The following is a 13,480-nucleotide window of genomic DNA, read 5'->3' as shown; positions in this document are numbered from 1 at the left end:
ACTCCCCCGGGTCCGGGGGCGCGTACGACGCCGCACACGTCCGAACACGCGCCTCCGGGCCCGTACTTGCCGTCGCGCCGACCGCGTCCGGAAACGGCGAAGAGGCCCTCCGCGATGATCGCGGAGGGCCTCTTCGATGCGTACCCCCGACCGGATTCGAACCGGCGCTACCGCCTTGAGAGGGCGGCGTGCTAGGCCGCTACACAACGGGGGCTAGCTGCTTCTTGCCTTGTACTGCGCTGGGCTACCAGGACTCGAACCTAGAATAAGGGAACCAGAAACCCTCGTGTTGCCAATTACACTATAGCCCAAAATGGTCTAGACCAGACCAGTACCCCCGACCGGATTCGAACCGGCGCTACCGCCTTGAGAGGGCGGCGTGCTAGGCCGCTACACAACGGGGGCCCTAGCGATCCTGCATCAAGACGTCCGGGTGCGACCCTGGAGATCTCGCGGGAAGGATCTGTACCCCCGACCGGATTCGAACCGGCGCTACCGCCTTGAGAGGGCGGCGTGCTAGGCCGCTACACAACGGGGGCAAAGCACTGCGTCACTACTTGCACTGCGCTGGGGTACCAGGACTCGAACCTAGAATAAGGGAACCAGAAACCCTCGTGTTGCCAATTACACTATACCCCACCATAAGTCAACCCCTTGTCGGGGTTTTTCTTTGGGTGGCGCCTCCGTCCGGCCTTTCGGCCCGCTCCGGCGGCGCAGAAAGAACATTACCGGATGCCTGACCGTGCTCCAAAACGGGTATCCCCTGCCAGCAGCTCCGGTAGCCGGTCAAGACCCTCGATGCGGTGGATCCCCCCGGGCCCCGGTCCCCGGCCGCCGTCGCGGTCCAGCCAGACCGCCAGCAGGCCGGCGTCACGGGCCCCGCGGGCGTCGATCTCCGGCTGGTCCCCCACGTACGCCACCTCGCCGGGCCGGAGCCCGAGCGCCTCGCACGCGGCGAGGAACGCGGCGGCCTCGGGCTTGCTCACCCCGAGCTCGGCGGCGCAGACCAGCACCTCGAAGCGGTCGCGCAGCCCGAGGTGGCGCAGCTTGGGGTCCTGGTTGGCGACGGAGGAGTTGCTGAGCACCCCGTGCCGGTAGCCGGCGGCGAGGGAGTCCAGTACGGGCACCACGTCGGGGAAGACGACCCAGGCGGCCTTGTAGTGCGTGACGTACCGGTCGAACCAGGAGTCCGTCTCGGCGCCGGTCATGGCCGGGGCGTCAAGGAAGTCGCGGACGCGGTCGCGGCGCTGTTCGCGGAAGTCCACCTCCCCCGCGGCGAAGCGGGCCCAGTGCCGTTCGGTGATCTCCCGCCACAGCGCCAGCGCCTGCGCCGGGGACCCGTACCGGCCCTCCAGGCCCTCGTCGGCGAGCTGGCGCGCGAGCCCGGCCCGGTCGGCCCCGGTGTAGTCGAACAGGGTGTCGTCGATGTCCCACAGCACGGCTCTGATCACCATGGGCCAAGTATGCGAGGAGGCCGGCCGCCGCACCCCGGATACGGCGAAGAGGCCCGGCCCCGGAAGCGTGCTTCCGGGGCCGGGCCTCGTGTCAGCGGCGCGGCGGTCAGCCGGCGAGCTTCGCCAGGGCGGCGTCGATGCGGGACAGCGAGCGCTCCCGGCCCAGGATCTGCAGGGACTCGAAGAGCGGCAGGCCGACCGTGCGGCCGGTGACGGCCACGCGGACCGGCGCCTGGGCCTTGCCGAGCTTGAGGCCGTGGGCCTCGCCGGCGGTCAGGACGGCCTGCTTGAGGGACTCCGGGTCGTTCCAGTCGGCGGCGGCGAGGTTCTCGCGCGCCGTCGTCAGCAGGGCCGCGGGCTCGCCCTTCATCGCCTTGTCCCAGGACGCCTGGTCCTCGACCGGCTGCTTCAGGAACAGGAAGTCGACGTTCGCGGTGATGTCCGACAGGACGGTCACGCGGGTCTGGGCGTACGGCGCGATGGCCGCCCAGGCCTCGGCGTCGAAGTCCTCCGGGGCCCAGTTCGCGTGCGGGGCCCGCAGCCACGGGCCGCAGGCGTCCGCGAAGGCCTTCGGGTCCAGCAGGCGGATGTGGTCGGCGTTGATGGCCTCGGCCTTCTTCAGGTCGAACCGCGCCGGGTTGGCGTTGACGTCCGGGATGTCGAACTTCGCCACCATCTCCTCGATCGAGAAGATGTCCTGGTCCTTGGAGAAGGACCAGCCGAGGAGCGAGAGGTAGTTCAGCAGGCCCTCGGGGAGGAAGCCGCGCTCGCGGTACAGGTTGAGCGAGGACTCCGGGTCGCGCTTGGACAGCTTCTTGTTGCCCTCGCCCATGACGTACGGCAGGTGGCCGAAGTCCGGGACGCCCTTGGCGATGCCGAGCTCGATCAGCGCCTTGTACAGGGCGATCTGGCGGGGGGTGGAGGACAGCAGGTCCTCGCCGCGCAGGACGTGCGTGATCTCCATCAGCGCGTCGTCGACCGGGTTGACCAGCGTGTACAGCGGGGCGCCGTTGGCCCGGACGATGCCGAAGTCGGGCACGTTCTCCGGGGTGAAGGAGAGCTCGCCGCGGACCAGGTCGGTGAAGGTGATCGTCTCGTCCGGCATCCGGAAGCGGACGATCGAGGTGCGGCCCTCGGCCTCGTACGCGTCCCGCTGCCCGGCGCTCAGGTCGCGGCAGTGGCCGTCGTAGCCGGAGGGGCGGCCGGCCGCGCGGGCGGCGTCGCGGCGCTGGTCGAGCTCCTCGGTGGTGCAGTAGCAGCGGTAGGCGTGGCCGCCGTCCTGGAGCTTCTTCGCCACGTCCGCGTAGATGTCCATGCGCTGGGACTGGCGGTACGGGGCGTGCGGGCCGCCCACCTCGGGGCCCTCGTCCCAGGTGAAGCCGAGCCAGCGCAGCGAGTCGAGCAGCTGGTCGTACGACTCCTCGGAGTCGCGCGCCGCGTCGGTGTCCTCGATGCGGAAGACGAACGTGCCGCCGTGGTGCCGGGCGAACGCCCAGTTGAAGAGGGCGGTCCGGACCAGGCCCACGTGGGGGTTGCCGGTCGGGGAGGGACAGAAACGTACGCGGAAGTTCGCGTTAGCCACGCTTGATCACCTTGTTGGTGAGAGTGCCGATGCCTTCGATGGTGACGGCGACCTCGTCGCCGACGTTCAGGGGGCCGACTCCGGCCGGGGTCCCCGTGAGGATGACGTCGCCGGGGAGCAGCGTCATGGCCTCGGAGATGTGGACGACCAGGTCCTCGATGGACCGGACCATGTCGCTGGTGCGGCCGAGCTGGCGCTGTTCGCCGTTCACGGTGCACTGGATGGTCAGGTCGGCCGGGTCGAGGTCGGTCTCGATCCAGGGGCCGAGGGGGCAGGAGCTGTCGAAGCCCTTGGCCCGGGCCCACTGCTTCTCGCGCTGCTGGACGTCGCGCGCGGTGACGTCGTTGGCGCAGGTGTAGCCGAGGATCACGTCCTTGACGCGCTCCTTCGGGACCTCGCGGCACATCCGGCCGATGACCACGGCGAGCTCCGCCTCGTGGTGGAGGTCCTGCGAGAAGGAGGGGTACGTGATCGGGTCGCCCGAGCCCACCACCGAGGTGGAGGGCTTGAAGAAGGTGATCGGCGGTTCGAGGCGGCCCTGGTCGTCGACGACCGAGTGGCCGAGCTCCGCCGCGTGCTCCGCGTAGTTGCGGCCCACGGCCACGACCTTGTTCGGGAGCACGGGCGGCAGCAGCCGGACCTTGCCGAGCGGGACCTTCACCCCGGAGAGCTCGAAGTCCGCGAACGGAATCCCCTTGATGATGTCGAGGACGAGCTCACCCTCGGCGCCGGGGGCAGTGCTGCCCTCGACCGCGCCGAACGCGACATTGCCGTCGATGGAGAACCTGGCGATGCGCACGTGTTGCGTCTGCCCCTCTGTATGTCCGCTGGCTGGAGTCTGCGGGCTCCAGGCTAACGCGGCGGACGGGGGCGGTTCGCGTTCGTTTGCGCCGCGCCTACTGCGCGACGGCGACCGGTGCGTCCATGAGGATGGTGCGGCGCGGGTTCGCGGTCTGCGCCGGCAGCTCGACGGCGTGCTCCGGGACGGCCGGGGCCGCCTGCAGCTCCTCTGCGTCCTTCAGGTGCGCGAGGGTGGTGCGGCGGGGGTTGGCAATGTTGCGGAACATCGTCGTCGTCTTCATCGGGATTCGTGGTCCTCGGTTCGGTCTCGTGGAGGGACGGTTGCGTGTGTGCCAACCCTTTAAGGGGCAAGGCTAAACATCTGAATCCCCCGCGGAACCGGGAAGTAATGGCCACGGCTGTGTGAGTTTGCTCACCCGTGACACGACATAGCAGGCATAACGGGCAGTCAAATCCAGCTAACAAAGCGGACATTGCGCCACTGAATGCGCCATTCCGCTCCTGATCATCGCGACTGGGACACCTTGCCAGCCTTGGTGTTTGGTTGGCGTAAGTCCGGTTCCTCCCGAAAGAAGCCCCACATGGCGTAGCCCGCCTGTCACGTGCCGTCACCGACGCTCCGGGCCGACACGCGCACCTTGTTGGAGATCCTCCACTGTGCTGGAATTCGCGGGACCGCCGCGGGAAACAGTCGGCGCGCAGGTGGCGCGACCCAGCGCCGAGCGCGGTGGCAAGGAGAGGGAAGCGCGCCGGTCACCGACGACCACACATGGGGCCGTTTGTGCCCCACGACTCGACACCGTCCCACCGGTCACCCGGTAGGACGCCTGGTCCAGAGGTTGCGACGCTAGTGCAGGGACGATTCAAGAGGGATGGCAGCGCTGCGGCGGAGCAGGAGCCGCGCGGCGGGACCGACCGTGGCTCCTCGCCCCAGCACGCCCAGAACCGCGGGCCGGCTGTCGAAGGCGCGAGCCCCAACGCCTCCGCCGCGGTGAAGGCGAAGGGCCGCGGGAGGCCCGGCAAGGGCAAGGCGGCCGTCAAGGCGACGCCGGCGACGCAGGACGTGGCGATACCGAAGGCCCCCAGCGGGCCCGGCTCTCGTCTCGCCATGCAGAACTGGCGCATCAGCACGCGACTGGTGTCGCTGCTGACCCTGCCCGTCGTCGCGGCCACCACGCTCGGCGGCTTCCGCATCAACGACTCGATGAACGACATCGCCCAGCTGGAGCACATGCAGCTGCTGACGACCATGACCCGGCAGGCCACCAACCTGGCCGCCATGCTCCAGGAGGAGCGGGACATGTCGGCGGGTCCGATGTCGATCACCAAGAACGGCAAGAGCAACAGCATCGTCGACGGTGTCCGGGAGCAGACCGACACCGCGGCCAAGGCCTTCGCCTCCGCGACCGACAAGGTCGACAGCGCGGAGGACAAGGACGAGACGCTCAAGTCGATCCGCAACAACATCCTGCAGATCGGCCGCCAGCTCACCGGCATCGAGGACATCCGCAAGAAGGCGTACGCCAACGGCGCCCAGCAGACCATCACCGAGTACAACGCACTGATCGTCTCGCTGCTGTCCCTCTCCCAGGACATGGCACAGGCCACCTCGAACCCCGAGATGATCAAGCGCACGCGCGCCCTGGCGGCGTTCTCCTCCGCCAAGGAGTACGCCTCCATCCAGCGCGCGGTCATCGCCGCCTCCCTCCCCGACAGCGGTGAGAAGCAGGGCAGCCTCGGCGAGAACGACCGTCTGTACGCCCTCTCCGCGCTCCGCGGCGAGAGCCAGTCGAAGAAGACCTTCGAGCTCGTCTACCAGGGCAAGCCCGAGGAGCTCCTCGCCGCGCTCGGCGACGGCAACCAGGAGATCGGCAAGGCCGACCACTTCACCCGCCGCGTCCTGAGCACCGAGGGGCAGTTCGCCAAGGAGCAGCAGTACCGCTCCTGGATGGACTGGTACGACGCCGACGGCACCAAGCTCCAGGCCATGAAGGTCATCGAGCTCACCCTGCTCGAGGACATGGAGCAGAAGGCCCGCGAGCTCAAGAACGAGTCGCAGCAGGACGCCATCCTCAACGGTGCGCTGATCCTCCTCGTGCTCGGTGTCTCCCTCGTCGGCGCCTTCGTCATGGCCCGGTCGATGATCCGCTCGCTGCGCCGCCTGCAGGACACCGCGACGCGCGTCGCCCAGGACCGCCTCCCCGAGCTCGTCAAGCAGCTCTCCGAGTCCGACCCGCAGGACGTCGACACGTCCGTGGAGTCGGTCGGCCTGCACACCCGCGACGAGATCGGCCAGGTCGCCGCGGCCTTCGACGACGTGCACCGCGAGGCCGTCCGCCTCGCCGCCGAGCAGGCCCTCCTCCGGGGCAACGTCAACGCGATGTTCACCAACCTCTCGCGCCGCTCCCAGGGCCTCATCCAGCGTCAGCTCTCGCTCATCTCCGAACTGGAGTCGCGCGAGGCCGACCCGGACCAGCTGTCCTCGCTCTTCAAGCTCGACCACCTCGCGACCCGCATGCGCCGTAACGGCGAGAACCTCCTCGTCCTCGCGGGCGAGGAGCCGGGCCGCCGGTGGACCCGCCCCGTCCCGCTCGTCGACGTCCTGCGCGCCGCCGCGTCCGAGGTGGAGCAGTACGAGCGCATCGAGCTCACGTCGGTGCCGGGCACCGACGTCGCCGGCCGCGTCGTCAACGACCTCGTGCACCTGCTCGCCGAGCTGCTGGAGAACGCCACCTCGTTCTCCTCCCCGCAGACCAAGGTCAAGGTCACCGGCCACGCGCTGCCGGACGGCCGCGTGCTCGTCGAGATCCACGACACCGGCATCGGCCTGTCCCCCGAGGACCTCGCCGCGATCAACGAGCGGCTCGCCGCTCCGCCGACCGTGGACGTCTCCGTCTCCCGCCGCATGGGCCTGTTCGTGGTCGGCCGCCTGTCCCTGCGACACGGCATCCGCATCCAGCTGCGCCCCTCCGACTCGGGCGGTACGACGGCCCTCGTCATGCTTCCGGTCGACGTCGCCCAGGGCGGCAAGAAGCCGGCTCCGATGCCGAACCAGGGCGGCCCCGGCGGCGCCCCGGGCGGTTCCGGCGCGCAGGCCTCCGTGCCCGGCGGCGCCCGTCCCCCCGTGGGTACGGCTCCCCAGCGCGGCCAGGTCGGCGCGGTCGGCCAGCGCGCCGCCCTGCCGGGCCGCGACGGTGCGGGCCAGCAGCGGCAGCAGGGCCAGCAGTCCCCGCAGGGCGGTCTCCCGCAGCAGGGCGGCCCCGGCGCGCCGGGCGGCCGTCCGCAGGCCGGGCCGACCACGTCCGCCCAGGGCCAGGGCGCCTTCGGCTCCGGGGCACCGCTGCCGGGCCGCGGCCCGGCCGGCGCCGCGGGCGGCTTCGCCGGCGGCGGCCTCTCGGGCGGCCCGCAGGCCCGTCCGACGTCCCCGCCCCCGGGGTCCGGCGGTCCCGCCGGGTTCCCCCAGGGCAACGGCTTCCAGCGGCCCCAGCCGCAGCAGCCGGCGGCCCAGCCCCCGCAGCAGCAGCCCCAGCAGCCCGCCGGGCCCGCTTCGCGCGGTGCCCGGCCGCAGCTGCCGCCGCGCGGCGGCGCCCCGCGTCCCGAGCTCCCCGGCCCGCAGACCACCAGCTGGGGCGCCGACCAGGCGCGCGGCCACGACGAACTGTCGGGCCCCGGCTCGACCTCCGAGTTCGCCCGCCCGGACTTCAACGCCCCGATGCCCCAGGGCGACGGCCTGAACAGCACCACGGGACAGTTCGAGCGCCCGGACGTACGCGGTCCCCTGGACCCGTCCTCCACCGGCCAGTTCGAGCGCCCGGAGCTGCGCGGTCCCGCGGACGCCTCCTCCACCGGCCAGTTCGCCCGTCCGGGGTACCAGCCCCAGCGGCCGGGCGGCCCCGGTGTCGGCGGCTTCGCCCCCCAGCCGCAGGCCCCGCAGCAGCCGCAGCAGTACCAGCCGCCGCAGCCGCAGCCCGGCGCGGACTACGCGCCCGTACCGCCCCGGCGTCCGGAAGCCCCCGGCCTGCCGCCGGCCCCCCGGCCCGAGGCGCTGCCGCCGGCGCCGGGTGCCGGAGAGGCGCGCAGCCCGATCTTCGACACGCTGGAGTCGAACTGGTTCCGCGAGGAGGGGCAGCAGCCCCCCGCGCAGGGAGCGGCCGTACCCCAGCAGCCGCAGCAGTCCGCCCCGGCGCCCGCTCCGCAGCAGCAGCTGCCGCAGCGGGGCCAGGAGCAGGCGGCCGAGCCCGCGGCGGCCACCGGCGCCATGCCGACGGTCAGCTGGCGCTCCTCGCCGAACGACGAGCTGATGCGGCAGGCCGAGCGCGTGCGCCAGCCCGCCGCCGGCGGCATCACGACCTCGGGGCTGCCCCGCCGGGTCCCGCGGGCGAACCTCGTGGCCGGCACCGCGCAGCAGCAGTCCGAGGAGCAGGCCGGCCCTCAGGTCTCCCGGTCCCCGGACGACGTCCGCGGCCGTCTGACCAACCTCCGACGCGGCATCCAGCAGGGCCGTCAAGCCGGCACCAGCGGTCCGGCGACCGGCAGTTACCACATCGACCCCACTTATCAGCAGGAGCGTTAGTTGAGTTCGATGAGCCAGGCGGCACAGAACCTGAACTGGTTGATCACCAACTTCGTGGACAACACCCCCGGGGTGTCCCACACCGTGGTGGTCTCCGCCGACGGACTCCTTCTGGCCATGTCCGAAGGATTCCCGCGCGACCGCGCCGATCAGCTGGCGGCCGTGGCCTCCGGTCTGACCTCCCTCACCGCCGGCGCCTCCCGCATCTTCGAGGGCGGCGCCGTCAACCAGACCGTGGTCGAGATGGACCGGGGATTCCTCTTCCTCATGTCCGTCTCGGACGGCTCCTCGCTGGCCGTGCTCGCACACCCCGAGTGCGACATCGGCCTCGTGGGCTACGAAATGGCCCTCCTCGTGGACCGCGCGGGCAGCGTCCTCACACCGGACCTGCGCGCCGAGCTTCAGGGAAGCCTGCTCATCTGACCTCTCCCCTCCCGGCCGGACGGTACTTCCGGCCGGGAGACCGGGGCACGTGCCCCGGAACCCAGTACCCCCGACAGGCCGTCATACCGTCCCCCCACCGGCCGCCCCGTCAGACGGCACGCTGACCACTGCTGTCCAGCCCGGAGGATCAATGACCCCGCCCCCCGCCTACCCCGATGCGTACGGAGATTCGTACTCGGATGGCGACCAGCCGCTGGTGCGTCCGTACGCGATGACCGGCGGCCGGACCCGGCCCCGCTACCAGCTCGCCATAGAGGCGCTGGTCAGCACCACCGCCGATCCGATGCACCTCTCCGGCCTGCTCCCCGAGCACCAGCGCATCTGCACCCTGTGCCGAGAGGTCAAGTCGGTCGCGGAGGTCTCTGCACTGCTGTCGATGCCGCTCGGTGTCGCCCGGATCCTCGTCGCCGACCTGGCGGAGGCCGGAATGGTGGCCATCCACCAGCCGGGCAACGGAGAGGCCGGCGGCACGCCGGACGTGACTTTGCTCGAAAGGGTGCTCAGTGGACTTCGCAAGCTCTAGCGGCGGAGCGGCTCCTCGCTCCACCACCTCCGCGAAGATCGTGGTGGCGGGCGGCTTCGGCGTGGGCAAGACCACGTTCGTCGGCGCGGTCTCCGAGATCAACCCGCTGCGCACCGAGGCGGTGATGACCTCCGCGAGCGCCGGGATCGACGACCTCACCCACACGGGCGACAAGACGACCACGACCGTCGCGATGGACTTCGGCCGCATCACCCTGGACCAGGACCTGATCCTGTACCTCTTCGGTACGCCGGGCCAGGACCGCTTCTGGTTCATGTGGGACGACCTGGTCCGCGGCGCCATCGGCGCGATCGTCCTCGTCGACACCCGCCGCCTCGCCGACTGCTTCCCCGCCGTCGACTACTTCGAGAACAGCGGCCTGCCGTTCGTCGTCGCGCTCAACGGTTTCGAGGGGCACCAGCCGTACACCCCGGAGGAAGTCCGCGAGGCCCTCCAGATCGGCCCGGACGCCCCGATCATCACCACCGACGCCCGCCACCGCGCGGACGCCAAGAGCGCCCTCATCACGCTCGTCGAGCACGCCCTCATGGCGCGGCTCAAATAGCACGGTTCGGGTGGTGCGCGGGAGGGGCGGGCTGTGTCGTGCGACACGGCCCGCCCCTCTCGTTCATAACGTTTCGACAGAGAATTGCCGCCGGTCGGGCACAGGGCGCGTTCAGTTGGTGCCGCTGAGCTCACAACTTCCCCCATTTTTGCCGCCGGACGCTCTTTATGTCCGATTTATGTGGGGCATAAGGCTCTAGGAATGGCCGATTTCAACTGTTTGGAACACGGCCGTTAACCGTGCTGGAATTCAACGAACCAGCTAGTAGCACCGCGGAGAGGTTGTTGGTCGAGTGAGGCGAAGCAACGCAAGCCCCGCGGATGAACCCGCGCGCGGCAACTTCACCCCGCCGCCGAGAGCGGCCGTGTCGCCCGTCGACGCGCCCGTGGAGCCACCGGCCAGCAGCGGCAGCACCAGCCGGTTCGCACCCCGCAACTGGCGCGTGCCGACCCGCCTGAACGCCATCCTGCTCGTACCCGCGCTCGTCGGGCTGGTCATGGGCGGCTTCCAGGTGAAGGGCTCCGTGGACACCTGGAACGAAGCCCAGGACGCCGAGAAGATAGCCCGGGTCGTCCAGGCCTCCTCCGAGTACAGCCAGGCGCTGCTGAACGAGCGCGACCTCTCGGCCGAGCCGCTCCTGAGCGGCGACACCAAGAGCGAGACGGTCACCAAGGCCTACTCGGCGACCAACGCGGCCAAGGCCAAGTTCGACAAGGCCGTCCAGGACATGCCGAAGCAGCAGGGCCTGGAGCGGCGTCTGGAGCTCTTCCGCGGGGACGAGCCCAAGCTGGAACTGGTCCGGAAGTCCGCCTACCAGGCGGCGATCGAGACCCCGAAGAAGAACCTCCCCAGCGCGGCGGGCCCCATCCCCACCGAAGAGGGCTACGTCCTGGTCCAGCACTACCTCATGCAGTTCGCCAACGAGCTCGGCCTCGGCACCGGCAACGTGACCTCGTACGGCCGCATGGTCTACGCGATCCAGCTGGCCAAGGCGGCGAACTCGCTGCAGCGCGCGGTGGGCACCCACCTGCTGGTCCGCCCGAGCACCAACGAGGACGTCCGCAAGGCCCAGCTGGTCGCCTTCACCTCCTACGCCTACCTCGAAGAGATCGCCATCGGCGAGTTCGTCGCGGCCGGCACCGAGGCGGACACCAACCGCCTCAAGGAGGTCATGGGCCAGAAGTCCGAGGAAGGCGCCCAGAAGCTCGCCGAGGCCAAGTCGGCCGCCGAGCAGGCCGGCACCGCCTTCAGGCCGCCGCCGGTCGTCAACGGCTCCGCGCTCACCGGCATGACCGAGGCCATCGCCGGCGGCGACAGCAAGGCCAAGCTGGCTCTGAACGGCACCACTCCCGCCGCCTGGCAGTTCGCCGCCACCGCGAAGTTCGACGGCTACGACCAGATCGAGAAGGAATTCCTCGACAAGGCCGTGAAGGACGCCGGCGCGATCTCCGACGAGGCCCGCAACGACGCCATCACCAACGGCGCCATCGTGGTCCTGGCCCTGCTCGCCGCCTTCATCCTGGCGGGCCTCATGGCCCGGCAGATGGGCCGCGCGATGCGCGGTCTGCGCGGCGCCGCCTTCGACATCGCCGAGCAGCGCCTGCCGATGCTCGTCGACCAGCTCTCGCGCACCGACCCGGGCAAGGTCGACACCCGGGTCCGGCCGATCCCCATCGACTCCCAGGACGAGATCGGCGAGGTCGCCCGCGCCTTCGACCAGGTCCACCGGGAAGCGGTACGGCTCGCGGCCGAGCAGGCGCTCCTGCGAGGGAACGTCAACGCGATCTTCACGAACCTCTCCATACGCAACCAGTCGCTGATCGAGGGCCAGCTGACCCTCATCACCGACCTGGAGAACAACGAGGCCGACCCGGACCAGCTGGAGAACCTCTTCCGCCTGGACCACCTGGCCACCCGCATGCGCCGCAACGGCGAGAACCTCCTCATCCTCGCGGGCGAGGAGCCGGGCCGCCGCTGGGACCAGCCGGTCCCCCTCGTCGACGTCCTGCGCGCCGCCTCCTCCGAGGTGGAGCAGTACGAGCGCGTCGAGCTCTCCGGCGTCTCCGACGCCGAGATCCACGGCCAGGCCGTCACCGACCTCGTGCACCTGCTCGCCGAGCTGCTGGAGAACGCCACCACGTTCTCCTCCCCGCAGACCAAGGTGCGGGTCAACGCGACGCGTCTGCCCGACGGCCGCGTGATGATCGAGATCCACGACAAGGGCATCGGCCTCACCGCCGAGGACTTCGCGGACATCAACCACAAGCTGGCCAACCCGCCGACCGTGGACGCCGCGATCTCGCAGCGCATGGGCCTGTTCGTGGTCGGCCGGCTGGCGGACCGCCACAGCATCCGCGTCCAGCTGCGCCCCTCGGGCGAGGCGGCGGGCACCACGTCGCTGGTCATGCTCCCCGACGCGATCACCCACGGTGGCGGTGGCGAGGGCGTACCGGACGACGACTTCACGGTCTCCCAGATCATCCCCGAGCAGCAGACCCGGCAGCAGCCGCAGCAGGCCATCCAGGCGCCCGCGCTGCGCACCGCGGCCGAACTCGGCTTCGACGACTCCCGGTACGACCAGCAGGGCGCGGACGGCGGAAACCTCGACCCGGTCGGGCGTTCCCTGGGACGCGAGGAGCGCCGGGCCGCGCTGGAGGCCCAGGCCGGATACGGCCAGCCGGAGCAGCAGGGCGGCGGCCAGCCGCAGCAGGCCCAGCCGACGTATCCCGGCCCGGAGTATCCGGAACCCCAGCCTGAACACGGGTACCAGCCGTACCAGGGCTACGAGCAGCAGCCCGAACAGGGTTACGAAGCCCCGTACGAGCAGCAGGGCGCGCAGTCCGGCTTCGACGCCTACCCGCAGCAGGGATACGGCTATCCGGAAGCCGGCTTCCAGGACCAGCAGCAGGCCGCCCCGGCATATGACGGCGGCTACGATGCCCAGTCCGGAGCGTCCGAGTGGCCCGAGCAGAACACGTATCCGGCTGCCTACCAGCAGGATTACGGGACCGAATCGGAATCACCGTCCGGTGCCGAACAGGCCCCGGAACGCGTAGGCTTCGACCGTCCGGACACCGCTGCTGACACCGGTCACGAGATGACCGGAGCGGGTCTGCCGCGGCGCGGCAGCCAGCAGCAGTGGCAGCCGGCACAGAAGGAAGCGGAGTCCACCGGGTCCCTCTTCGAGCAGCGGCCGCCGCGTCAGCAGCAGCCCGCCGAACCGGAGAAGGCCCCGGAGGAAACTGAAGGCACCGCCGCCTGGCGTTCGCGCAACGACGAACGCTGGCAGCAGGCCGGCAAGCTCCGTGAGCCGAAGGCGGGCGGGGTCACCCCGTCCGGTCTCCCTCGGCGGGTACCCAAGGCCAACCTGGTCGAGGGTGCGGCGGAGACGACCCCGCAGGGCGGCCCACAGGTCTCCCGCGCCCCGGAGGACGTCCGCGGCAGGTTGAGCAACCTGCGGCGCGGTGTCCAGCAGGGACGCAGCGCGGGTTCCGAGCAGTCAAGTAACAGCTATGACCAGGAGCGTTAGTGTGAGCCC

General features: G+C 70.6%; 9 protein-coding genes and 5 tRNA genes. 5 read left to right on the top strand and 9 right to left on the bottom strand.

What is annotated here, in order from left to right:
- Positions 1 to 141: 141 nt before the first annotated feature.
- The 9 genes from ACZ6S8_RS02315 to ACZ6S8_RS02275 all read right to left on the bottom strand — a co-directional run bounded on the left by ACZ6S8_RS02315 (position 142) and on the right by ACZ6S8_RS02275 (position 4,118).
- Positions 142 to 214, bottom strand: a tRNA-Glu gene (locus ACZ6S8_RS02315).
- 25 nt (positions 215 to 239) lie between these two features.
- Positions 240 to 311: transfer RNA gene (locus ACZ6S8_RS02310), tRNA-Gln, on the bottom strand.
- 21 nt (positions 312 to 332) lie between these two features.
- Positions 333 to 405, bottom strand: a tRNA-Glu gene (locus ACZ6S8_RS02305).
- 61 nt (positions 406 to 466) lie between these two features.
- Positions 467 to 539 (bottom strand) — tRNA-Glu (locus ACZ6S8_RS02300).
- A 28-nt stretch (positions 540 to 567) separates the two neighbouring features.
- Positions 568 to 639 (bottom strand) — tRNA-Gln (locus tag ACZ6S8_RS02295).
- A gap of 86 nt (positions 640 to 725) precedes the next feature.
- Positions 726 to 1,454, bottom strand: a complete 729-nt coding sequence (locus tag ACZ6S8_RS02290) for an HAD family hydrolase (protein ID WP_469451625.1) — start codon at positions 1,452 to 1,454, stop codon at positions 726 to 728.
- A gap of 106 nt (positions 1,455 to 1,560) precedes the next feature.
- Positions 1,561 to 3,036: a glutamate--tRNA ligase gene (gene gltX / locus ACZ6S8_RS02285; RefSeq protein ID WP_469451623.1), complete on the bottom strand. Its 1,476-nt coding sequence runs from the start codon at positions 3,034 to 3,036 to the stop codon at positions 1,561 to 1,563.
- Positions 3,029 to 3,835, bottom strand: a complete 807-nt coding sequence (locus ACZ6S8_RS02280) for a fumarylacetoacetate hydrolase family protein (RefSeq protein ID WP_383921114.1) — start codon at positions 3,833 to 3,835, stop codon at positions 3,029 to 3,031. The genes gltX and ACZ6S8_RS02280 overlap by 8 nt, the downstream gene beginning before the upstream one ends.
- A 97-nt stretch (positions 3,836 to 3,932) precedes the next feature.
- Positions 3,933 to 4,118 (bottom strand): hypothetical protein, encoded by a 186-nt coding sequence (locus tag ACZ6S8_RS02275; protein WP_469451621.1) that lies wholly within the window; start codon positions 4,116 to 4,118, stop codon positions 3,933 to 3,935.
- A gap of 569 nt (positions 4,119 to 4,687) precedes the next feature.
- Between ACZ6S8_RS02275 and ACZ6S8_RS02270 the strand changes: the two genes are divergently transcribed.
- The 5 genes from ACZ6S8_RS02270 to ACZ6S8_RS02250 all read left to right on the top strand — a co-directional run bounded on the left by ACZ6S8_RS02270 (position 4,688) and on the right by ACZ6S8_RS02250 (position 13,471).
- A complete protein-coding gene (locus ACZ6S8_RS02270; protein ID WP_469451619.1) occupies positions 4,688 to 8,410 on the top strand; it encodes a sensor histidine kinase in 3,723 nt (1,240 codons plus the stop codon).
- 9 nt (positions 8,411 to 8,419) lie between these two features.
- Positions 8,420 to 8,833 carry a roadblock/LC7 domain-containing protein gene (locus ACZ6S8_RS02265; protein ID WP_008739864.1) on the top strand — a complete coding sequence of 138 codons (414 nt, stop codon included), beginning with the start codon at positions 8,420 to 8,422 and terminating at the stop codon, positions 8,831 to 8,833.
- A gap of 151 nt (positions 8,834 to 8,984) precedes the next feature.
- Entirely contained in the window at positions 8,985 to 9,377 is a 393-nt protein-coding gene (locus ACZ6S8_RS02260) for a DUF742 domain-containing protein (protein ID WP_215149806.1), read from the top strand.
- Positions 9,358 to 9,942: a GTP-binding protein gene (locus ACZ6S8_RS02255; RefSeq protein WP_385229961.1), complete on the top strand. Its 585-nt coding sequence runs from the start codon at positions 9,358 to 9,360 to the stop codon at positions 9,940 to 9,942. The genes ACZ6S8_RS02260 and ACZ6S8_RS02255 overlap by 20 nt, the downstream gene beginning before the upstream one ends.
- Before the next feature lie 292 nt (positions 9,943 to 10,234).
- Positions 10,235 to 13,471 carry a sensor histidine kinase gene (locus ACZ6S8_RS02250; RefSeq protein WP_469451618.1) on the top strand — a complete coding sequence of 1,079 codons (3,237 nt, stop codon included), beginning with the start codon at positions 10,235 to 10,237 and terminating at the stop codon, positions 13,469 to 13,471.
- Positions 13,472 to 13,480: the final 9 nt, after the last annotated feature.

This window comes from Streptomyces sp. NPDC048461 (assembly GCF_055587105.1).
Note: the sequence above shows the minus strand (reverse complement) of the source record. Positions and strands in the feature narration are given on the sequence as shown.

Coding starts and splice junctions, on each gene's coding strand:
- ACZ6S8_RS02290 (WP_469451625.1), bottom strand. CDS start 1,454: ATGGTGATCAGAGCCGTGCTGTGGGACATCGACGACACCCTGTTCGAC.
- ACZ6S8_RS02260 (WP_215149806.1), top strand. CDS start 8,985: ATGACCCCGCCCCCCGCCTACCCCGATGCGTACGGAGATTCGTACTCG.
- ACZ6S8_RS02275 (WP_469451621.1), bottom strand. CDS start 4,118: ATGAAGACGACGACGATGTTCCGCAACATTGCCAACCCCCGCCGCACC.
- ACZ6S8_RS02265 (WP_008739864.1), top strand. CDS start 8,420: ATGAGCCAGGCGGCACAGAACCTGAACTGGTTGATCACCAACTTCGTG.